The sequence below is a fragment of the Streptomyces sp. NPDC050509 genome, assembly GCF_044457965.1.
GTDB lineage: Bacteria > Actinomycetota > Actinomycetes > Streptomycetales > Streptomycetaceae > Streptomyces.
The window spans coordinates 97692-119496 of the sequence record NZ_JBITHL010000019.1 but is presented as its reverse complement, the minus strand read 5'-3'; the positions used below and the strand labels follow the sequence as shown (position 1 = coordinate 119496).

19 protein-coding genes and 1 pseudogene are annotated in these 21805 nt (G+C 70.8%); 10 read left to right on the top strand and 10 right to left on the bottom strand.

From position 1 onward, the window contains the following. Positions 1-122: 122 nt before the first annotated feature. From ACIBJC_RS36705 to ACIBJC_RS36675, 7 genes are all read right to left on the bottom strand, one after another. A complete protein-coding gene (locus ACIBJC_RS36705) occupies positions 123-461 on the bottom strand; it encodes an ArsR/SmtB family transcription factor (RefSeq protein ID WP_399300468.1) in 339 nt (112 codons plus the stop codon). A 71-nt stretch (positions 462-532) separates the two neighbouring features. Then, positions 533-1018 carry an SRPBCC family protein gene (locus tag ACIBJC_RS36700; protein ID WP_399300464.1) on the bottom strand — a complete coding sequence of 162 codons (486 nt, stop codon included), beginning with the start codon at positions 1016-1018 and terminating at the stop codon, positions 533-535. A 117-nt stretch (positions 1019-1135) separates the two neighbouring features. Beyond that, positions 1136-1294 carry a hypothetical protein gene (locus ACIBJC_RS36695; RefSeq protein ID WP_329825442.1) on the bottom strand — a complete coding sequence of 53 codons (159 nt, stop codon included), beginning with the start codon at positions 1292-1294 and terminating at the stop codon, positions 1136-1138. Between the two features lie 61 nt (positions 1295-1355). Then, positions 1356-2321, bottom strand: coding sequence for a cytochrome c oxidase assembly protein (locus ACIBJC_RS36690; protein ID WP_399300460.1), 966 nt, complete (start codon positions 2319-2321; stop codon positions 1356-1358). 176 nt (positions 2322-2497) lie between these two features. Continuing rightward, positions 2498-3523: a 6-phosphofructokinase gene (locus tag ACIBJC_RS36685; RefSeq protein WP_399300457.1), complete on the bottom strand. Its 1026-nt coding sequence runs from the start codon at positions 3521-3523 to the stop codon at positions 2498-2500. Between the two features lie 165 nt (positions 3524-3688). Further along, positions 3689-4417 carry a glutamine amidotransferase gene (locus tag ACIBJC_RS36680; protein WP_329825445.1) on the bottom strand — a complete coding sequence of 243 codons (729 nt, stop codon included), beginning with the start codon at positions 4415-4417 and terminating at the stop codon, positions 3689-3691. Positions 4418-4466: 49 nt separating this feature from the next. After that, positions 4467-5705, bottom strand: a complete 1239-nt coding sequence (locus ACIBJC_RS36675; protein WP_329825446.1) for a MurT ligase domain-containing protein — start codon at positions 5703-5705, stop codon at positions 4467-4469. Positions 5706-5820: 115 nt separating this feature from the next. Here ACIBJC_RS36675 and def point away from each other — a divergent pair, with 115 nt between their 5' ends. Further along, positions 5821-6378, top strand: a complete 558-nt coding sequence (gene def / locus ACIBJC_RS36670; RefSeq protein WP_399300453.1) for a peptide deformylase — start codon at positions 5821-5823, stop codon at positions 6376-6378. Positions 6379-6429: 51 nt separating this feature from the next. Here def and ACIBJC_RS36665 read toward each other — a convergent pair whose 3' ends face one another. Then, complete coding sequence (locus ACIBJC_RS36665; protein ID WP_329825448.1) at positions 6430-7074, bottom strand: TetR family transcriptional regulator; 645 nt, start codon at positions 7072-7074, stop codon at positions 6430-6432. Between the two features lie 178 nt (positions 7075-7252). On the opposite strand from ACIBJC_RS36665, the gene ACIBJC_RS36660 reads away from it, so the two are divergent. Continuing rightward, positions 7253-8506: an acyl-CoA dehydrogenase family protein gene (locus tag ACIBJC_RS36660; protein ID WP_399300450.1), complete on the top strand. Its 1254-nt coding sequence runs from the start codon at positions 7253-7255 to the stop codon at positions 8504-8506. A gap of 55 nt (positions 8507-8561) precedes the next feature. On the opposite strand, the gene ACIBJC_RS36655 is transcribed toward ACIBJC_RS36660, so the two are convergent. Beyond that, positions 8562-9050 (bottom strand): glutathione peroxidase, encoded by a 489-nt coding sequence (locus ACIBJC_RS36655; RefSeq protein WP_399300447.1) that lies wholly within the window; start codon positions 9048-9050, stop codon positions 8562-8564. A gap of 85 nt (positions 9051-9135) precedes the next feature. On the opposite strand from ACIBJC_RS36655, the gene ACIBJC_RS36650 reads away from it, so the two are divergent. The 8 genes and pseudogenes from ACIBJC_RS36650 to ACIBJC_RS36615 form a co-directional block, all read left to right on the top strand. Next, the gene (locus ACIBJC_RS36650; protein WP_399300445.1) at positions 9136-9378 is read left to right on the top strand and encodes a DUF6011 domain-containing protein; all 243 of its coding nucleotides are present in this window, start codon (positions 9136-9138) and stop codon (positions 9376-9378) included. A 305-nt stretch (positions 9379-9683) separates the two neighbouring features. Continuing rightward, positions 9684-13988, top strand: a complete 4305-nt coding sequence (locus tag ACIBJC_RS36645; RefSeq protein ID WP_399300442.1) for a discoidin domain-containing protein — start codon at positions 9684-9686, stop codon at positions 13986-13988. Between the two features lie 130 nt (positions 13989-14118). Then, positions 14119-15138, top strand: a complete 1020-nt coding sequence (locus tag ACIBJC_RS36640) for a LacI family DNA-binding transcriptional regulator (RefSeq protein WP_399300439.1) — start codon at positions 14119-14121, stop codon at positions 15136-15138. 165 nt (positions 15139-15303) lie between these two features. After that, the gene (locus tag ACIBJC_RS36635) at positions 15304-16653 is read left to right on the top strand and encodes an extracellular solute-binding protein (RefSeq protein ID WP_399300437.1); all 1350 of its coding nucleotides are present in this window, start codon (positions 15304-15306) and stop codon (positions 16651-16653) included. A gap of 7 nt (positions 16654-16660) precedes the next feature. Then, positions 16661-17620 (top strand): carbohydrate ABC transporter permease, encoded by a 960-nt coding sequence (locus ACIBJC_RS36630; RefSeq protein ID WP_399300434.1) that lies wholly within the window; start codon positions 16661-16663, stop codon positions 17618-17620. 17 nt (positions 17621-17637) lie between these two features. Next, positions 17638-18534: a carbohydrate ABC transporter permease gene (locus tag ACIBJC_RS36625; RefSeq protein WP_399300431.1), complete on the top strand. Its 897-nt coding sequence runs from the start codon at positions 17638-17640 to the stop codon at positions 18532-18534. 56 nt (positions 18535-18590) lie between these two features. Next, the gene (locus ACIBJC_RS36620) at positions 18591-20240 is read left to right on the top strand and encodes a glycoside hydrolase family 13 protein (RefSeq protein WP_399300428.1); all 1650 of its coding nucleotides are present in this window, start codon (positions 18591-18593) and stop codon (positions 20238-20240) included. A gap of 174 nt (positions 20241-20414) precedes the next feature. After that, a pseudogene (locus tag ACIBJC_RS36615) lies at positions 20415-20603 on the top strand (FCD domain-containing protein); the annotation flags it as partial. A gap of 101 nt (positions 20604-20704) precedes the next feature. Here the strand turns inward: ACIBJC_RS36615 and ACIBJC_RS36610 are convergent. Further along, positions 20705-21796 carry a hypothetical protein gene (locus ACIBJC_RS36610; RefSeq protein ID WP_399300425.1) on the bottom strand — a complete coding sequence of 364 codons (1092 nt, stop codon included), beginning with the start codon at positions 21794-21796 and terminating at the stop codon, positions 20705-20707. Positions 21797-21805: the final 9 nt, after the last annotated feature.

Below are 21805 nucleotides of genomic sequence, written 5' to 3'. Positions count from 1 at the left end.
GCGCCCCCCCGCGCCCGGCGGGGGCGCCCCCCCGGGGGGGGCCGCGGGGGGGGGGGGGGGGGGGGGCGGGGGGGGGGGGGGGGCGCCCCCCCCCCCCCCCCCCCCCCCCCCCACCACACAGGTCAGCCGCCCGCCGGTCGGCCGTCGCCGGCCGGCTCCGCCGCTTCGGCGAGCCGCTTGATGACGGAGAGCCGGGCGTCCCAGTCGGCCGCGACCCGGTCCATCCAGCGCGCGGTGACCGTGAGCCGGTCCGGCCGCACCGTGTACCGCGCCTCGCGCCCCTCCCGGTACCCGGTGACCAGGCCGGCCCGGTCCAGGACGGCGAGGTGCTTGACGATGGCCTGACGGCTCACCGGCAGCTCCCCGGCCAGCACGGTCGCGGTCGCCTCGCCGTGCGCCGCCAGGGCGTCGAGTATCCGGCGCCGGGTCGGGTCCGCCAGCGCGGACAGCACCTCCGCCACCGCGTCCCGACCGGGGTCGGAGCCGGAGCCGGGGGCGGTCTGCCCGGTGTTCCCGCGGGCGGAGTCCGTCGTCATGCGTCGCGCTGCTCCGCGTAGTCCCGGATGGCGCCGACCATGTCCGTCCAGCCCTCCGTGTGGCTCTCCTTGGAGGCGACGTCCCGCCGCTCCTCGGGGATCACGATATCGGCGAAGCCGCTCTCCACGACACGCAGCCGGGTGCCCTCGCCCTCGGGCGTGAGCGTGAACTCGACCAGGGTGGAGTTCCCCTCCTCGGCCACCTCGCCGGGGTAGGCGCTCGCCCAGCGGTACGAGAAGTGGTGCGGCGGATCGACCTTCACGATCGTCGTACGGAACTGTCCGTACTGACCGTGGTCCAGGAACATGATGCCGCCGGGCCGCAGGTCGACGGCTGTCGGCTCGCCCTGACCGAACCACGAGCCGACGTGCTCCGGTTCGGTCAGGACGGCCCAGACGCGCTCAGGGGGCGCCGCGATGGAGACCTCGCGCTCGACGCGGTCGTCGGAAGCGGAAGCAGAGGTGGACGCGGATGTGGACATGAGGAACCTCCCGGCAGGAGTCGGCAATAACGTGCAACCCAAGAGTTGCACTCATCTCCGCCTCGTGCAACCGGGAGGTTGCGCGATATCCTCGGAACGTCCTCGAAAGGTCAAAGATCAGTGGCCGCGGGCCGCCGCCATGCCGATCGTCACCAGCCCCAGGATCACCCACCCGAACCACAGCCAGCCGTTGCTGCCGAGTGCCGCGGTGTACCCCGTGACCACCACCAGCGCGCCGACGGTCACCACACCCATCGTCTTCGTGGAACCGGACATGTATGTCCTCCTCCAGGCCGGGGCCGTGACGCCCATCGTCGCCCGGCGACCCCGGTTCGCGCTACCGTCCCCGGGCCTGGAGCGAGGCCAGGTAGGCGTTGTACTCCGCCAGCTCCCTGTCGCCGTCCCGGTCCGCGGCCCGGTCGGAGCGCTTCGCCTGCCGTTGCTCCGAGTGGTACCACTGGTAGACCAGCGCGACCAGCACCAGCACGGACGGGATCTCGCTGAACGCCCAGGCGATACCGCCGGCCGCGTTCTGGTCGGTGAGGGCGTCGATCCCGAGCGAGGCCGACGGGTTCTCGTACGCCTTGACCATCGGCTCGCTCGCCATCATCAGCGCGATCCCGAAGAACGCGTGGAACGGCATCCCGGCGAACAGCTCCAGCATCCGGATCACGTAGTTGGGCCGGTGCGGCCCCGGGTCGATCCCCATGATCGGCCAGAAGAAGATCAGCCCGACGCCGAGGAAGTGCACCATCATCGCGATGTGCCCCGGCTTGGACCCCATCAGGAAGTCGAAGAGAGGGGTGAAGTAGAGCCCGTACAGGCTCGCGATGAAGAGCGGGATGGTGAAGGCGGGGTGCGTGATGATCTGTACGTAGCGGCTGTGCAGCAGCGCCAGCAGCAGCTCGCGCGGCCCCTTCCGGCTCCTGCCGTCGCTGCCCCGGCCCGCGACCGGCAGGGCGCGCAGGGCCAGGGTCACCGGGGCGCCGAGCAGCAGCAGGATCGGCGAGACCATGCTGATCACCATGTGCTGGACCATGTGCACGCTGAACATGACCATGCCGTAGTCGTTCAGCTTGGTGCACATCATCAGGGCGATGGTCAGCACACCGAGGACGAAGGCGACGACGCGGCCGACCCCCCAGCCGTCCCCGCGCCGGCGCAGCCGGACGACGCCCCAGCCGTACAGGGCGAGCGCCACCAGGCAGCCGGTCAGGAAGAAGAGGTCGGGGGAGTACTCAAGCCCTCGTCCCAGCGTGAACGGCGGCAGATCCATGGTCATGCCGTGCCCGCTGTGATCCATCCGTGCGCTCCCGGTGCTTCCCGTGGCGGGCACCGCGGCGCCCGCCGTGCCCACCGTCCACCGGCGGTGGTTTTCGCGCCGGTTGTCCGCACCAGCCTAGGACCGCCCCCGGCCGCGATCGCGACCGGGGGCGGTCCGTCCCGTACCGGAGGCCGGGGGAGGAGCGGGGAGACGAGTCAGAGCACGCACTCCGCCTCGGCGTACCGCTCCGGAGGCACCGTCTTGAGCGTCTCCACGGCCTCGCCCAGCGGCACCATCACGATGTCCGTGCCGCGCAGCGCCGTCAGCATGCCGAACTCGGCGCGGTGCGCCGCCTCGACGGCGTGCCAGCCGAACCGGGTCGCCAGCACCCTGTCGTACGCCGTGGGCGTGCCGCCGCGCTGGACGTGCCCGAGTATGACCGCCCTGGCCTCCTTGCCGAGGCGCTCCTCCAGCTCGATCGAGAGCTGCCGGGCGACGCCCGCGAAGCGCTCGTGGCCGTAGATGTCCTTGCCGCCGGCGTCGAACTCCATCGAGCCCTCGCGCGGCTTCGCGCCCTCCGCGACCACGACGATCGCGAACCGCTTGCCCGCCGAGAACCGCTTGCCGACCACCTCGGTCAGCTCACCGATGTCGAAGGGCCGCTCGGGCACGACGATGGCGTGCGCGCCCGCCGCCATGCCGGAGTGCAGGGCGATCCAGCCGGTGTGCCGGCCCATGACCTCGACGATCAGTACGCGCTGGTGCGACTCCGCGGTCGTCTTGAGCCGGTCCAGCGCCTCGGTGGCGACCCCGACGGCCGTGTCGAAACCGAAGGTCACATCGGTCGAGGCGATGTCGTTGTCGATGGTCTTCGGTACGCCGACGATCGGCAGCCCGGCATCGGAGAGCAGATGCGCGGCCTTGAGCGTGCCCTCACCGCCGATCGGGATGATCGCGTCGAGCCCCAGGTCGGCGACATGGCCCCGCGCCCGCTCCACCCCGTCGCGCAGATGCGCGGGCTGGACCCGGGAGGAGCCGAGTATCGTGCCGCCGCGGGCCAGGATGCCGGCCACCGCGTCGAGGTCGAGCTTGCGGTAGTCGCACTCCAGGAGACCCTTCCAGCCGTCGTGGAAGCCGATCACCTCGTCGCCGTGGTCGACGACGGCACGGTGCACGACGGACCTGATCACGGCGTTGAGGCCGGGACAGTCGCCGCCTGAGGTGAGCACACCAATTCGCATAGCCCGGATTACCTTTGCAACGTGGGCCGACGGCCGGACACCGTTGTCAGGCCAGATCCTCGCCAGCCTACCGGCGGTCGCCGGGGGTACCGAAACCCCGCGTCCGCCTGCTGGACAGGCGGACGCGGGGCGGGAGGGCGCCGGACGGGGCGCCCGGGGAGTCGATCAGGCGGGCTGGGTCGCCGCGGCGACCCGCTCGGCGCGCAGCGCCTCGTACCACCGGTCGTCCGTCGGCGGCAGCGCGTTCACATCGAGGGCCAGCTTCAGCAGCAGGTCCGCGATCTGCGGGTTGCGCGCCATCACCGGGCCGTGCATGTACGTACCGAAGACGGTGTCGTTGTACGCGCCCTCCGTGCCGTCGCCCGTGCCGTTGCCCCGGCCGAGCTGGACCCGCGCGAACGGCCGGGCCGCCGGGCCGAGGTGCGTGATGCCCTGGTGGTTCTCGAAGCCGGTGAGCTGCGGCAGGTTCAGCCGCGGGTCGATGTCCGCCAGTACGTCGCCGACGCACCGCGCGCCCTCGCCGCGCGTGGAGACCACGTCGAGCAGCCCGAGACCGGCCTCGCGCTCGCCCAGGTCGTTGACGAACTCGTGGCCCAGGATCTGGTACCCGGCACAGACCGAGAACACGATGGCGCCGTTGGAGACGGCCCTGCTGAGCCCGCCGTCGCGGCGCAGCCGCTCCGCCGCCAGCCGCTGGGGCCGGTCCTCGCCGCCGCCGATCAGATAGATGTCGCCGGAGGTCGGCACCGGCTGGTCGCTGCGTACGTCCACCCGCGTGACCCCGAGACCGCGCTGGCGCGCCCTGCGCTCCACCACGAGAGCGTTGCCCTGGTCACCGTAGGTGCTCAGCAGGTCCGGGTAGATCCACACCAGCCGCAGGCTGTTGTCGCTCATTCTGGCTCGTCCTTCCGGGTTCCGGGGAGTCATGTATCCCGACATGGCTTCAGTTGCCCACCCGTCTGCGCAGATCCTGGAACGACGTGTAATTGGCGATCGCCTCGATACGGCCGGGCGGTGCCATCCGCACGGCCTCGTCGGGCGTCTCGCAGACCCGGAAGTCCAGGCCCGCGACCTCCAGACGTACGGCGAGGTCCAGCTTGCGGTCGCCGATCACGAAGATCGGGTGGCCCGCGAGCCGGGTGTAGTCCACGTCCCACAGCCACGAGGTGTCCGTACCGTCGGCGCCACGGGCGTTGACGGCGAGGATGACCGGCGTGGGCGGCGGGTCGATGAGGGAGAACGTCTCCAGCCAGCCCGCCGGGTTCTTGGCGAGCAGCAGCCGCAGGTCACGGCCGAGGAAGGAGACCACGTCGTACCGTCCCGCGACGGCCTGCACCTGGTACATCCGCTCCAGGGCCACCTGCGGCGGCACCCCGAAGGTCGCCGCGACGGCCGCGGACGTCGCCGCGTTGGCCTTGTTGGCGCGGCCCGGGAGCTGGAGGTGGATCGGCCAGGCGGAGCCGTGCGGATCGAGTACGTGGTCGCCGTGGAGCGCCCAGCTCGGCGGCGGCCTGCGGAATCCGCACTCGCCGCAGAACCAGTCGTCGCCGGGACGCTGCATCACACCGCCGCAGGAAGGGCACGACCAGGCGTCGTCCTTCCACTCCTGGCCCGCCGCGACCCACACCACGTTGGGCGAGGAGGAGGCGGCCCAGACGATCAGCGGGTCGTCCGCGTTGGCGATGACGACGGCCTTCGTGCCGGCCAGTCCCTCCCGCCACTTCTCGGCGAGCATGCGGGTCTCCGCGGCGCGGTCGAGCTGGTCGCGGGAGAGGTTGAGCAGCGCGATCGCCTTGGGCGTGGTGTCCCTGGCGACCCCGGCGAGATACTTCTCGTCGACCTCGATCACGCCGAACCGGGCGTCGGAGCCGCCCGCGAGGGCCGAGGTGATGCCGGCCGGCATGTTGGCGCCGAGCGCGTTCGACACCACGGGCCCGGCGGCCCGCAGCGCCTCGGCGATCAGCCGGGTGGTGGTGGTCTTCCCGTTGGTCGCCGACACGAGGATGACGTCGAGATGCTGCGCCAGCCGGCCCAGCAGATCCGGGTCGAGCCGGAGCGCCACCTTCCCGCCGATCACCGATCCGCTGCCGCGCCCTGCGGCGCGCGACACCGCCGCCGCGGCTTTGCCCGCCGTCACGGCCAGCTTGGCCCGCGGCGTCAGCGGGTCCGTGTTGCCTGACATCGCCTTGATCCTCCTTGCGTCGGTCCGTGGGCCAGCCTATCGAGATCCGGCCAGGGCCCCGAACCGTGGCACCGGGCAGAAGGCGGGGTTCACCGTGGACCGTACCCTGACCGTCATGCGAAACCGTCCGATCCCCGGCAGTACCGGGCGAGTACGAGCCATGAGATTGCTCGGAGATCCCGTCCTCCACGCGCCCTGTGAACCCGTCACCGACTTCGGTCCCGCGCTCGGCGCGCTGATCGAGGATCTGTTCGCGACGATGTACGCCGCCCGGGGTGTCGGGCTGGCCGCGAATCAGATCGGCGTCTCCCAGCGGGTGTTCGTGTACGACTGCCCCGACGACGAGGACGTCCGCCATCTCGGACACCTCGTCAATCCCCGGCTCGCCTCGGCCGACGACATCGTGCTGCGCGGACCCGAGGGCTGTCTGTCCCTGCCGGGCATCGAGGCGGGTACGGAGCGGTACGACCATGCCGTGGTGGAGGGCTTCACCCAGGACGGCGTACCGGCCCGGGTGGAGGGCCGGGGTTTCTTCGCCCGCTGTCTCCAGCACGAGTGCGACCACCTGGAGGGCATGCTCTACTCCGACCGGCTCACCGGGTGGCGGCGCTCCAGGACGCTGCGCGCGGCGCGCCGGGCGCCCTGGGCGACGGGTCGCCCGCCCGCCCCGTAGCGCGCTGTACGGCCCCGTGCGCCGGCCCGGCCCGGAACGCGCCGTCCGGGCTCAGAAGCCGGGGCCGCCCGCGCGGTCGTCGACCGCCGCCAGCCTGCCCCACAGGAGGTCCGCCAGGCTGCGCACCAACTGGGCGCGCGGACAGGGGCGTTCCCCGAGCCACCAGTCACCGGCGCCGTGCATCATGCCGACGATGCCGTGGCCCCAGACCCGGGCGAGCTGTTCGCTGCCGGGGCCGAGGTCGACCCGTTCCTCTATGACCTTGGCCAGTTCCTCACCCAGCCGGCGCAGCAGCGGCGCCGAGTGGCGGCCGACGTCGAAGCCCTGCTCGGGGAGCGGGGTGTCCTCGGCCGGGTGCATCAGGAACCGGTAGACCTGGGGCCTCGCCTCGATCGCGGCGAGATACGTGTCCAGCGTGGCCTCCACGCGCTCGCGCCGCCCCGCGGGCGCGTCCAGCGCGGTCCGCAACGCGTCGAGCAGCGCGTCCGTGTGGCGCTTGGCCAGCGCCCGGTACAGCCCGCCCTTGTCGCCGAAGTGCCGGTAGAGGATCGGCTTGGTGATGCCGGCCTCCGCGGCGATGGCGTTCATGGAGGCTCCCGGGCCGTCCCTGAGCACCACCCGGTCGGCCGCCTCCAGGAGCTGTCGGCGCCGTTGCCGGGCCGAGCGCTGCTGCTCGGCCTGCTGTGTGCTCTCCATAGATGTGTCTCCCCGCCCGTGCGATTGCGTGACGCCACCGCAACGTAACACCCTGTCCGCCGTCGACGCTGGTCAGAAGGTGGCCGGTTGACATTCCCTACTTATGAGTAACAGACTGGTGTTACCGCAAGTAACATCAGGGAGCGACACCGTGGGTCACGCGGTGCTGGAGGGGAACATGACCGAGTTCACGCTCGATCTCAACGACGACCAGAAGCAGGTCCGCGACTGGCTGCACGGCTTCGCCGCCGATGTCATCCGCCCCGCCGCCGCCGAGTGGGACGAGCGTGAGGAGACCCCCTGGCCGGTCATCCAGGAGGCCGCCAAACTCGGCATCTACTCCCTGGACTTCTACGCCCAGCAGTTCTTCGACCCTACGGGGCTGGGGATCCCGATGGTCATGGAGGAGCTGTTCTGGGGCGACGCGGGCATCGCCCTGTCCATCGTCGGTACGGGGCTGGCGGCCGTCGGCGTCCTCGCCAACGGCACCGAGGAGCAGATCGGCACCTGGATCCCGCAGATGTACGGGGACCCGGACGACGTGAAGGTCGGCGCCTTCTGCTCCTCGGAGCCCGACGCGGGCTCCGACGTCGGCGCCATGCGCACCCGGGCGGTCTACGACGAGGCCACGGACGAGTGGGTGCTCAACGGCACCAAGACCTGGGCCACCAACGGCGGCATCGCGAACGTCCATGTCGTGGTCGCCGTCGTCGACGCCGGGCTCGGCACCAAGGGCCACGCCTCCTTCATCGTCCCGCCGGACACCCCCGGACTCTCCCAGGGCCAGAAGTTCAAGAAGCACGGCATCCGCGCCTCCCACACCGCCGAGGTCGTCCTGGAGGACGTACGGGTCCCCGGCCACTGCCTGCTCGGCGGGAAGGAGAAGCTGGACGAACGCCTCGCGCGGGCGCACGAGCGGGCCAGGGCCGCCGAGGGCGCGGGCGGTGGCAAGGGCGACAGGGAGCGCGTGAAGAACGCCGCCATGGCGACCTTCGAGGCGTCCCGCCCGGCCGTCGGCGCCATGGCGGTGGGCACGGCGCGCGCCGCGTACGAGGTCGCCCTCGACTACGCGAAGACCCGCAGCCAGTTCGGCCGCCCGATCATCGACAACCAGGGCATCGCCTTCCAACTGGCCGACATGCGCACCCGTATCGACGCCTCCCGGCTGCTGGTCTGGCGGGCCTCCTGGATGGCGACCACCGGCAAGCCCTTCACCTCCGCCGAGGGCTCGATGTCCAAGCTGTACGCGAGCGAGACGGCGAAGCAGGTCACGGCGCAGGCCGTGCAGATACTCGGCGGCAACGGCTTCACCCGCGAGTACCCGGTGGAGCGGATGCACCGGGACGCGGCGATCTACACCATCTTCGAGGGCACGAGCGAGATCCAGCGCCTGGTCATCGCCCGCACCCTGTCGGGCATGCCCATCCGCTAGCGGTGGGGGAGCGCCGGGTCCTCGTACGGTGGCCGAGGACCCGGCCGACGGGGTGTCAGGCGGGGAGCTGCGCCTCGATGGCCGCGACGACCTCGGGGGCCTCCGGCTCCGTACGCGGCCGGATCCGGGCGACGACCTCACCCTTCGGGGAGATCAGGAACTTCTCGAAGTTCCACTGCACGTCCCCGGCGTCGCCCGCCGCGTCGGCCGTCTTCGTCAGCTCGGCGTACAGCGCGTGCTGTGTCTCCCCGTTCACGTCCGTCTTCGCGAGCAGCGGGAAGCTGACGCCGTACGTGGCCGAGCAGAACGTCCGGATCTCGTCCGCGCTGCCGGGCTCCTGCCCCGCGAACTGGTTGCAGGGCACGCCCAGGACGGTGAAGCCCCGGTCGCCGTAACTCTGCTGGAGCCGTTCCAGACCGGCGTACTGCGGGGTGAGGCCGCACTTGGACGCCACGTTCACCAGCAGCACGGCCTTGCCCGCGTAGGCGGCCAGGGAGGTCGGCTCGCCGGTCAGAGTGGTCAGCGGGATGTCGTACAGGGTCATCAGGATCTCCTCGGTCGACGGCGAACTGTCCTCATTGTGGACCCGTGACCGCGGTGACCGGCGGCCGGGCTGGTAGAGGTGGTCCGTGGACGAAACCCCGCTCGACCCCTCGCAGCCCGCCGACGACGGCCGGCTCCCCGGCTCCGCGCCGGACGCCGCCGCCGGCGCGCGGCTCGTCCGGTGCCGTATGTGCGGCAGGCCGCTGACCGGCACGGGCTCGCGCCGTACCGGTCTCGGCCCCGCCTGCGACGCCAAACTCCACCCGCCCGCACCGGACATCAGGACCCGGCGGCGCGAGGCGGAACAGGACCCGCTGCCCGGCATCTGACGCCCTCGCGCATTTTCTGGAACGCAGCAAAATATCTGCAAGTTTTGCAGATCACTTACGTTTTCCTGTTCACGGCCATCGAGCGCCAAAAATCACGTCGTTCGCAAGGGGCGACGGCCAACTTCGGTGTGCCGCACGGCGATTTCGTTCGGTCGGGCCGATGGACGCACTCGCATTTCTCTGCAACTCTCTCACGGCAAAATGCAAAATCCTCCGTTCGTCAGTGCAGAAATGCATGCCATGCAGGCGTGCTGCCGGAGCCGCGCCCTCGCCGCCCTCGCGCCGAGGCCGAAGATCGGGGAACCATGAGATCGTTACGCCGGAGATGGCGAGTCCTCGCCGCCACCCTCGCCAGCAGCCTGTTGATGGCCGGCTGGCCGACGCTCACCGCCGCGGCGGCCGACGGCCCCCGGGCCAAGGGCCCCGATGTCGCCGCGGGCCGGACCGCGACGGCGAGCGCGACCGCGGGCGGAAAGGCCCCCCGGAGCGTCACGGACGGGGACCCGTCGACGTACTGGGAAGGCGGCGGAAAGACATTCCCCCAGTGGGTGCAGTCCGATCTGGGCTCCACCCGGCGCGTCGACCAGGTGGTGCTGAAGCTCCCCACCGGATGGGCGACCAGGAAGCAGACCCTGTCCCTCCAGGGCAGCGCCGACGGCACCAGCTTCTCGACCCTGAAGACCTCGGCCACGTACACCTTCGGCCCCGGGACGGGCAACACGGTGACGGTGACCTTCCCGGCCACCAGGGCGCGCTTCGTACGGGCCGACTTCACCGCCAACACGGCGGGGAAGAAGGCCCAGCTAGCCGAGTTGGAGGTCCACGCGGCAGCCGCCGCCTCGGTCGACCTCGCCCTCGGCAAGACCCTGACGTCGAGCAGCTTCACCGAGGTCTACGGGCCCGGCAACGCCAACGACGGCAACAGGGCGACCTACTGGGAGAGCAGGAACAGCGACTTCCCGCAGTGGATCCAGGCCGACCTGGGCACCTCGGTCCGGGTCGACCAGGTGGTGCTGCGGCTGCCCGACGGCTGGGGCGCCAGGGACCAGACCCTGAAGGTCCAGGGCTCCACCGACCACACCGCCTTCACCGATCTGACGGCCTCCAAGGCGTACAGGTTCAACGCGGCGGGCAGCCAGTCGGCGACGATCGCCTTCGACGCCACCACCACGCGGTACCTCCGGGTGCTGATCACCGCCAACACCGCCCAACCCGGCGGCCAGCTCTCCGAGTTGGAGATCTACGGGCCCGAGACCGGTGACACCGAGGCGCCCACCGCGCCCACCGAGCTGTCGTACACCGAACCCGCCACCGGCCGGATCGTACTCGCCTGGAAGGCGTCCGCCGACAACACCGGTGTGACGGGCTACGACATCTACGCCGACAACGAGGTGCGCAGCAGCGTCCCGGGCACCGTGACCACCTTCACGGACACCCAGCCCATCGGGACGACGGTCTCGTACTACGTACGGGCGAAGGACGCGGCGGGCAACGCGTCGGCGGGCAGCAACACCGTCACCCGGCGCGGCGACAACGGGGACACCCAGGCGCCGACGGCCCCCGCCGACCTCGCCTTCACCGAGCCGTCGGCCGACGAGATCAAGCTGACCTGGGGCGCCTCGACCGACAACAAGGGGGTGACCGGCTACGACATCTACGCCGACAACGTCCTGCGCAAGAGCGTGGCCGGCGAGGTCACCACGTACACGGACACCCAGCCGGCCGGGACGACGGTCTCGTACCACGTACGGGCGAAGGACGCGGCCGGCAACACCTCGGTCAACAGCAACACCGTGACACGGAACGGAAGTTCGGGACCCGCGTCGAACCTCGCCGTCGGCCGGCCGATCGCCGCCTCCTCCGTGGTCCACACCTACGTCGCGGAGAACGCCAACGACAACAGCCTCACCACCTACTGGGAGGGCGCGGGCAGCGGCTACCCCAACACACTCACCGTGAAGCTGGGCGCCAACGCCGACACCCGGAGCGTCGTCGTCAAGCTCAACCCCGACAGCTCCTGGGGAGCGCGCACCCAGAACATCCAGGTGCTCGGCCGCGAGCAGAGCGCCTCCGGCCTCACGAGCCTGGTGGCGGCCAAGGACTACGCCTTCACCCCGGCGACCGGCAACGCGGTGACCATCCCGGTCGACGCACGCGTCGCCGACGTCCAGCTCAGGTTCACCTCCAACACCGGCTCGGGCGCCGGTCAGGTCGCGGAGTTCCAGGTGCTCGGCGCCCCGGCGCCCAACCCGGACCTCACCGTGACCGCGCTGAGCGCCTCGCCCTCGGCGCCGGTCGAGTCCGACGCCATCACCCTGTCGGCGACCGTACGCAACACCGGGCGCGCCGCCGCGCCGGCCGGACCGGTCGAACTCCGGCTCGGCGGCACCAAGGTGGCCACCGCGTCGGTGGGCGCGCTCGCGGCCGGGGCCTCGGCCACGGTCACGGCGGACATCGGTGCGCGGGACGCGGGTTCGTACCAGCTCGGCGCCGTCGTCGACCCGGGCGGCCTGATCATGGAGGAGAACGAGACCAACAACGCCTACACCAGTCCCACCCCGCTCGTGGTGCGGGCCGTCGACAGCTCCGACCTGGTCGCCGCGACGGTCGCGACCTCCCCGTCCTCCCCGTCCGCGGGGGACACCGTCACCTTCTCCCTCGCGGTCAGGAACCAGGGCAACGTGGCGTCGGCGGCCGGAGCGCACGGCATCACGCTCTCCGTGCTCGACGCCAAGGGCGCCACGGTCAAGACCCTGACCGGCACGTACAACGGCACCATCGCCCCGGGAGCGACCACGGCGCCGGTCGGCCTCGGTACCTGGGCGGCCGTCAACGGCTCGTACACCCTCAAGGCGGTCCTCGCCGCCGACGCCAACGAACTGCCGGTGAAGCGCGACAACAACACCAGCAGCCGGCCGCTCTTCGTCGGCCGCGGCGCCGACATGCCGTACGACCTGTACGAGGCGGAGGACGGCACCACCGGTGGCGGGGCGCGGGTCGTCGGGCCCAACAGGACCATCGGCGACGTCGCGGGCGAGGCGTCGGGCCGTAAGGCGGTCACCCTCGACGACACCGGCAACTACGTCGAGTTCACCTCCAAGGCCAGTACCAACACCCTGGTCACCCGGTTCTCCCTCCCGGACGCGGCGGGCGGCGGCGGCATCGACTCCACCCTGAACATCTACGTGGACGGCACCTTCCTCAAGGCCGTCGACCTCACCTCGAAGTACGCCTGGCTGTACGGGGCGGAGGCCGCCCCCGGCAACGCGCCCAGCTCCGGCGCGCCCCGCCACATCTACGACGAGGCCAACGTCCTGCTGGGCAGAACCGTCGCGGCGGGCAGCAGGATCAGGCTCCAGAAGGACGCGGCCAACACCTCGAAGTACGCGATCGACTTCGTCAGCCTGGAGCAGGCCACCCCGATCGCCAACCCGGACCCGGCCACGTACACGGTGCCGGCCGGACTCACCCACCAGGACGTGCAGAACGCGCTGGACAAGGTCCGGATGGACACCACAGGGAAGCTGGTGGGCGTCTACCTGCCCGCCGGTGACTACCAGACCTCCAGCAAGTTCCAGGTGTACGGAAAGCCGGTGCGGGTCGTCGGCGCCGGGCCCTGGTTCACCCGCTTCCGCGCCCCGGCGTCCCAGGAGAACACCGACATCGGCTTCCGTGCCGAGGCCGCGGCGAACGGATCGACCTTCAGCGGCTTCGCGTACTTCGGCAACTACACCTCACGTATCGACGGCCCCGGCAAGGTGTTCGACTTCGCCAATGTCGCCGACATGGTGATCGACAACATCTGGAACGAGCACATGGTGTGCCTCTACTGGGGTGCGAACACGGACCGGATCACCATCAAGAACTCCCGGATCCGCGACATGTTCGCCGACGGCGTCAACATGACCAACGGCTCAACGGACAACCACGTCGTCAACAACGAGGCACGGGCCACCGGCGACGACAGCTTCGCGCTGTTCTCGGCGATCGACGCCGGGGGCGCGGACATGAAGAACAACGTCTACGAGAACCTGACGACGATCCTGACCTGGCGCGCCGCGGGCATCGCCGTGTACGGCGGCTACGACAACACCTTCCGCAACATCCATGTCGCGGACACCCTGGTGTACTCCGGCATCACGGTCAGCTCGCTGGACTTCGGGTATCCGATGAACGGCTTCGGGACCGGTCCGACGACGATCGAGAACGTGTCGGTCGTACGGTCCGGGGGCCACTTCTGGAACGGGCAGACCTTCCCCGGGATCTGGCTGTTCTCCGCGTCCAAGGTGTTCCAGGGGATCCGGATCAACAACGTCGACATCGTCGATCCGACCTACAGCGGCATCATGTTCCAGACCAACTATGTGGGCGGGCAGCCGCAGTTCCCGGTCAAGGACACCATCCTCAACGACATCTCGATCACCGGCGCCCGCAAGAGCGGTGACGCCTTCGACGCCAAGTCCGGCTTCGGGGTGTGGGCCAACGAGATGCCGGAGGCGGAGCAGGGGCCGGCCGTCGGCGAGGTCACCTTCAACCGTCTGACACTCGACAACAACGCCGTGGACATCAAGAACACGACGCCCAACTTCAAGATCAACATCAATCCGTAGCACCCGACCTGTCCGTAGCACCCGACCTGTCGGGGACGGTGCCGGCCGGTACGCTCGGCCGGCACCGTCCCCGTGCGGGCGTTGCAGGGTTAAGCAAGTGGCTTGCAATTCTTGCGATACTCTTGCGCGCATGACGCGACGACTTGCTCAGGTGGCGAAGAAGGTTGGGGTCAGCGAGGCCACGGTCAGCCGGGTGCTCAACGGCAAGCCCGGTGTCTCGCCGGCCACCCGGCAGTCCGTGCTGACCGCGCTGGACGTCCTCGGCTACGAGCGCCCCACCCAGCTCCGCGGTGAGCGCGCCCGGCTCGTCGGCCTGGTCCTGCCGGAGCTGCAGAACCCCATCTTCCCGGCGTTCGCCGAGGTGATCGGCGGCGCGCTGGCGCAGCAGGGCCTCACCCCCGTGCTCTGCACCCAGACCAAGGGCGGCGTCTCCGAGGCCGACTACGTGGAACTGCTGCTCCAGCAGCAGGTCTCCGGGGTCGTCTTCGCGGGCGGTCTCTTCGCCCAGGCGGACGCCCCGCACGACCACTACCGGCTGCTCGCCGAGCGCCGTATCCCGGTCGTCCTGATCAACGCGCCGATCGAGAACCTCGACTTCCCCTGCATCTCCTGCGACGACGCCGTCGCGGTCGAACAGGCGTGGCGCCATCTGTCCTCGCTCGGCCACGAGCGCATCGGGCTGGTGCTCGGCCCGGCCGACCACGTACCGTCCCGCCGCAAGCTCGCGGCGGGGCACGCGGCGTACGCGGCGCAGGGCGGCGGTCCGGCCCTCCCGGACGAGCGGGTCGAGCGGGCGATGTTCTCCCTGGAGGGCGGCCGCGCGGCGGCCGCGCGCCTGCTGGACCGGGGCGTCACGGGGATCATCTGCGCGAGCGATCCGCTGGCCCTGGGGGCGGTACGGGCCGCACGGCGGCGCGGCCTCGCGGTCCCGGGCGAGGTCTCGGTGGTCGGGTACGACGACTCCGCGTTCATGAACTGCACCGAACCTCCGCTGACGACGGTCCGTCAGCCCATCGAGGCGATGGGCCGGGCGGCGGTCGAGATGCTCAACGCCCAGATCCAGGGCGCCACGGTGCCCTCCGGTGAGCTGTTGTTCGAACCGGAGCTGGTGGTACGGGGCTCCACGGGCCAGGCCCCTCGGAGCGGCTGACCACGGCCGCGTCCCGCCGCGTCGCCTCGCGTCCGGATATCTGTCAACTATTTGCGAAATCGGAGCAACATATTGCGGGCATAGGTGGTTGGTGGTTGAGTGAGCGCCGCCACACAGCGAGCTGCTGTGAGCTTCCCGCGCTCATGCCCAAGAGGGGTCCCGCCGATGAGTAGTTCCGGGTTCCGCCGCACCTTCGCCACCGCCACAGCCACCGCCCTCGCCCTCACCGGACTGGCCGCCTGCGGCTCGGGCGGCGACAGCTCCGCCGACGGCAAGACGCGCATCACCGTCAACTGCATGCCGCCCAGGAGCGCCAGGATCGACCGCCAGAACTTCGAGGACGACATCGCGACGTTCGAGAAGGCGAACCCGGACATCGACGTCGTCGGCCGCGACGCCTTCCCCTGCCAGGACCCCAAGACCTTCGACGCGAAGCTCGCCGGCGGCCAGATGGAAGACGTCTTCTACACGTACTTCACCGACGCCCGACACGTCGTCGACATCAACCAGGCGGCGGACATCACCGCGTACGTCAAGGACATGAAGGGCTACAGCGACATCCAGCAGTCCCTGCGCGACGTGTACACCGCCGACGGCAAGGTGTACGGCGTCCCGCGCACCAACTACTCGATGGGCCTCCTCTACAACAAGAAGCTCTTCCGACAGGCCGGCCTCGACCCCGACAAGCCCCCGGCCACCTGGGAAGAGGTCCGTACCGCCGCCAAGAGGATCGCGGGCCTCGGCAAGGGGTACGTGGGCTACGCCGACTACAGCGCGCAGAACCAGGGCGGCTGGCACTTCACCGCGGAGATGTACTCGCAGGGCGGCGACATCGTCGCCCCGGACGGCAGGAAGGCGGACGTCGACAGCCCCGAGGGCAGGGCGGTCCTCCAGAACCTCAAGGACATGCGCTGGAGCGACGGCTCCATGGGCACCAAACAACTGCTCATCCTCAACGACGTCCAGCAGATGATGGGTTCCGGCACGCTCGGCATGTACCTCTCCGCCCCGGACAACGTCCCGATCCTGGTCAAGGAGAAGGGCGGCAGGTACGAGGACCTCGGGCTCGCCCCGATGCCAGGCGGCAAGGGCACACTCCTCGGCGGCGACGGCTACATGTTCAACAAGAAGGCGTCCCCGGAGCAGATCGAAGCCGGCCTGAAGTGGCTGGAGTTCCAGACCAACGCCCCCGGCTCCGGACTCAACGACTGGAAGCGCGCCGCCGACCTCAAGGCCCCGGTCGGCCTCCCCGAGCCCCGGCTGTGGAACGGCGCCACCGATGCCGAGGACCAGGAGCTGAAGAAGCGCTACGCCAATGTCCCGGTCGAGAACTACCAGGCGTTCCTCGACGGAAGCCAGGGGCTGACCGCGAAGCTGGAACCGCCGAAGGCCCAGCAGATCTACTCCGTTCTCGACGGCGCCGTCTCCGCCGTCCTCACCAAGAAGGACGCCGACATCGACCGGCTCCTCAAGGACGCCCAGTCGAAGATCGACGGAATCCTGGCCCGGGGCTGACGCACCCATGAAGACAGCCCAGGCTCCCCGGCGGTCCGCGCCGCCCTCCGCGCCGGTGCCGGGACGCGGCGAACCGGCGGACCGCAGAGCCCCCGGCGCCCTGCGCCGCGCCCTGACGCACCAACTCCGCGCCTACGCCTTCCTCATCGGCGGCCTGATCTGCTTCGCGCTGTTCTCCTGGTACCCGGCGATCCGCGCGGTGGTCATCGCCTTCCAGAAGTACACCCCCGGATCGGAACCGGAATGGGTGGGCACCGCCAACTTCACCCAGGTCTTCCACGACCCCGAGTTCGGCGCCGCCTGGCGCAACACACTCACCTTCACCGTGATCGCCCTGCTCGTCGGCTTCGCCGTACCGTTCCTGATGGCGCTCGTCCTCAACGAGCTGCGCCACGCGAAATCCTTCTTCCGCGTGGTCGTCTACCTCCCGGTGATGATCCCGCCGGTCGTCAGCGCCCTGCTCTGGAAGTGGTTCTACGATCCGGGCGCCGGACTCGCCAACGAAGCCCTACGCCTCCTCCACCTCCCCACGTCGAACTGGACCAACGGCGCCGACACCGCGCTGCTCTCCCTCGTCATCGTCGCCACCTGGGCGAACATGGGCGGCACCGTCCTCATCTATCTCGCCGCGCTCCAGGGCATTCCGGGGGAGCTGTACGAAGCGGCCGAGCTGGACGGGGCCACCATCTGGCAGCGCGTGCGCCATGTGACCGTCCCGCAGACCCGCTTCATCATCCTGATGCTGATGCTCCTCCAGATCATCGCGACGATGCAGGTGTTCACCGAGCCCTTCGTGATCACCGGTGGCGGCCCGGAGAGTTCGACCGTCACCGTCCTCTACCTCATCTACAAGTACGCCTTCCTCTACAACGACTTCGGCGGCGCGTGCGCCCTGAGCGTGCTGCTCCTGATCGTGCTCAGCCTCTTCTCCGCCCTCTACCTGCGGCTCACCCGCACCGACGACTGAGAGGAAGCCGCGGCGCCATGACCCGAGCCGAACACGGCCAGGCCGTACGTACCCTCGTCTCCCCGCTCGCGCTCGCGAGCGCCCGGGGCAAGGCGCTCTACTGGACCGTCTTCGGCGGAGTCGTCCTCGCCTTCGTGGCCGCCTTCCTCCTCCCCGTGTACTTCATGGCGTCCGGCGCCATGAAGTCCCCGGACGAACTGGTGCGGACACCGCCGACCCTGGTCCCCGACACCTGGCACCTCGGCGCGTACACCGACGCGTGGGAGCTGATGCGGCTCCCCACGCACCTGGGGAACACGGTGGTGCAGGCCACGGGCGCCTGGATCCTCCAGCTCGTCTTCTGTACGGCGGCGGCCTACGCCCTGTCGAAGCTGCGGCCGGCGTTCGGGAAGGTGATCCTCGGTGGCATCCTCGCCACCCTGATGGTGCCCGCCCAGGCCCTGCTCGTACCGAAGTACCTGACGATCGCCGATCTGCCGCTGATCCACACCAGCCTGCTCAACGACCCGCTCGGCATCTGGCTGCCCGCAGTCGCCAACGCCTTCAACCTCTACCTGCTCAAGCGCTTCTTCGACCAGATCCCGCGCGATGTGCTGGAAGCGGCCGAGATCGACGGGGCGGGCCGGCTCCGCACCCTCTGGTCGATCCTGCTGCCCATGTCCCGGCCGGTGCTCGGCGTGGTGTCGATCTTCGCACTGGTCGCCGTCTGGCAGGACTTCCTCTGGCCGCTGATGGTCTTCTCCGACACCGACAAACAGCCCATCAGCGTCGCGCTCGTCCAGCTCTCCCAGAACATCCCGCTCTCGGTACTCATCGCCGCCATGGTGATCGCCAGTGTCCCGATGGTGCTGATGTTCCTGGTGTTCCAACGGCACATCATCGCCGGGATCAGCGCCGGCAGCACCAAGGGCTGACCAGGGCCCGCCCGACCGACCCTGGTACTTCTCACCCTCCCCGAAAGGAACACCGCATGGAAGGCAGCCCGCCGGCGCCCACCGACACCCTCTGGTGGCGCGACGCCGTCATCTACCAGGTCTACGTACGCAGCTTCGCCGACGGCGACGGCGACGGCACCGGAGACCTCGCGGGGGTCCGGGCCAAGCTGCCGTACCTGGTCGAACTCGGTGTCGACGCCCTCTGGTTCACCCCCTGGTACCTTTCCCCGCTCGCCGACGGCGGCTACGACGTGGCGGACTACCGCACCATCGACCCGGCCTTCGGCACGCTCGCCGAGGCCGAGAAACTCATCGCCGAGGCACGCGAGCTGGGCCTCCGTACGATCGTCGACGTTGTGCCCAACCATGTCTCCGACCGGCACGTCTGGTTCCGGGCGGCCCTCGCGGCGGGACCGGGCCGCCCCGAACGCGCCCTCTTCCACTTCAGGACCGGGCGCGGTGAACACGGCGAGATCCCGCCCAACGACTGGGTCTCCGAGTTCGGCGGCCCGGCCTGGACGCGGGTCGACGACGGCGAGTGGTACCTGCACCTCTTCGCCCCCGAGCAGCCCGACCTCAACTGGGCCCACCCCTCGGTGCGCAGGGAGCACGAGGAGGTGCTGCGCTTCTGGTTCGAGCGGGGCGTCGCGGGCGTACGGATCGACTCGGCCGCGCTCCTCGCCAAGGACCCCGCCCTGCCGGACTTCACCGCGGGCCGCGACCCGCACCCGTACGTCGACCGCGACGAACTGCACACGATCTACCGCTCCTGGCGGGCCCTCGCCGACACGTACGGCGGTGTCTTCGTCGGCGAGGTGTGGCTGCCCGACACCGAGCGTTTCGTACGCTACCTCCGCCCGGACGAACTCCACACCGCGTTCAACTTCAGCTTTCTGGCGTGCCCGTGGGACGCCGGCCCGCTGCGGGCCGCCATCGAGGCGACACTCGCCGAACACGCGCCCGTCGGCGCGCCCGCCACCTGGGTCCTCTGCAACCACGACGTGACCCGCACGGTCACCCGGTACGGGCGGCGGGCCACCGGATTCGACTTCGCGGCCAAGGAGTTCGGCACCCCGACCGACCCCGGACTCGGCACCCGCCGGGCGCGCGCCGCCGCGCTGCTCTCGCTGGCCCTGCCCGGCGCCGTCTACCTCTACCAGGGCGAGGAACTGGGCCTGCCGGAGGCGGATGTCCCGCTGGACCGGATCCAGGACCCGATGCACGCGCGCTCCGGGGGCAAGGATCCGGGGCGCGACGGCTGCCGGGTGCCGCTGCCGTGGACGGCGGACGCGCCGTACGCGGGATTCGGCTCGGAGACCGAACCGTGGCTGCCGCAGCCGGAGTTCTGGCCCGTGTACGCCGCCGACCTCCAGGCGGCCGACCCCGGCTCGATGCTCACGCTCTACCGGGAGGCCCTGCGGCTGCGGCGCACCGGACCCGGCTTCGGGGACGGCTCGATGAGCTGGCTGGAGTCGGCGCCGGGCGTGCTGTCGTTCGTACGGTCCGGGGACGCCAGGGCCGGGGACGCCGGGGACGGCTCCGCGGGCGCCCTGATCTGCGTGGTCAACTTCGCCGCTGAGTCGGTGGAGTTGCCCCCGAACACCGAGGTGCTGCTCACCAGCGGCCCGCTGGTGGCGGGCCGGCTCCCCCAGGACACGGCTGTCTGGCTGCGCGCCGCCCCGTGAGGGACCTCACCGCACGTGCCGCCGGTGCACAGCGCACCGGCGGCGACGGGGGCGCAGTGTGTCAGGCCGCCGCGCGGGTCTTCTCCGCCTGCGCGAGCCGGGCGGCCCGGGTCCTGCGGCCGAAGACCGCCAGGGCCACGGCGCCGAAGAGCCAGGTGCCGGCGATGAAGTAGAAGGTTCCGGCTCGCCCTGCGGCCGGGCCGCCCGACGCGGTCGCTGCCCCAGCATCCGGCGATCACCGACGCGATCGTGGCCGGCGACGCCGAGGCGGCGGAGGCCGCGGCGAGGGCGCACCTCGCCGGCGTCATCGAGGAGCTGGGCGCGACCCCGGACCGGAGCCGCGAGGAGTCCCGTACCGCCTGAGGGGCACGGGTACGGGTACGGGCACAGGCACGGGTACGGCCGGCGTCCGGGGCCTGTCCTGAGTGGTCGTCATGGACGGGCCGGCCGCCGGCCGCCGCCGCTCACGACCGGGTGGCGGTCCCGCACTCGGCGTCGCCGGCCTCCCGCAGGCGCGCGTCCATCGACGTACTCCGGTCGTACGGGTCGACCTCGGGGCCGTCCGCCGGGGCCCCGCGTTCGGCGCCGAACGCGGGGGTGAAGTAGCCGGTGTGGGTGAAGCAGCCGCCGTTGGTGGTGTCCATCTTGTAGGAGACGAGGGAGAACGTCCCCGGCTCGATGACCACCTTCGCCGGGTCGTCCCAGCTCATCACGGTTTCGCGGCGCACGATGGTCCGCGCGACCTCGTCGCTGCCGGCGGCGGCGCGGACGACCGGATAGACGTACGTGACATCGGCGGTCACTTCGACCGCGCCACGCTCACCCTCCCGGTAGGTGATCCGGCCCTGCGTCTTGACCACGTTCCCGACGAGCCGCACCTCCGTCTTCGCGAACCGGCTGAACAGCAGCAGGGGGTCGTTCTCCTCGCCGGGCTCCCGGAAGGCGGCCGTCACATAGTCCTGGACGTCCTTCTGATGCGGATTGAGCAACGCGATCGCCTTCACCGGACGCTCCCCGCGCAGCACCCCGGCGTCCAGGCTGGACGCGGCCAGGAAGTCCCGGCTCCGGCCGAGGGCCCGCGCGACCTCCGCCTCGCTCATCCAGCCGGTCGCCCGCGCCTCGGGGAGCGCGATCGACGCCACCCCGTTGCCCCACCGGGCCGCGGGCGAACCCCTGAACGGCTCCTCCAGGGTGGGCCGTTGGGCGGCTGCCTCGGTCGCCGGCGGCTGGTCGGGGCGCTCCGACTCAGCGGCGAGCGGTGCGCTCTCGCCGCCTCCGCCCCCGAACCACCCCGTCACCAGCCCCGGAGTCAGTGCCACGATCAGCAGACCGACCGCGGCGACCAGACCGACCGCGTACCAGAGGGTGTTCCGCCGGCGCCGGGCCGGGCGGTAGGTCCGCCATCCCTCCGGCGGACCGGGCTCCTCCCGCAGCCGCCGCGCCACCATCCGGGCCCGCGCCGACGGCTCCTTCGGCGCGTCCGGGACCCCGGCCCCCGCGTCACGCAGGAAGCGCTCCCACTCCTCGTCCGGTATGGACCCCTCGTCCTTGGCCATGCTGCGGCC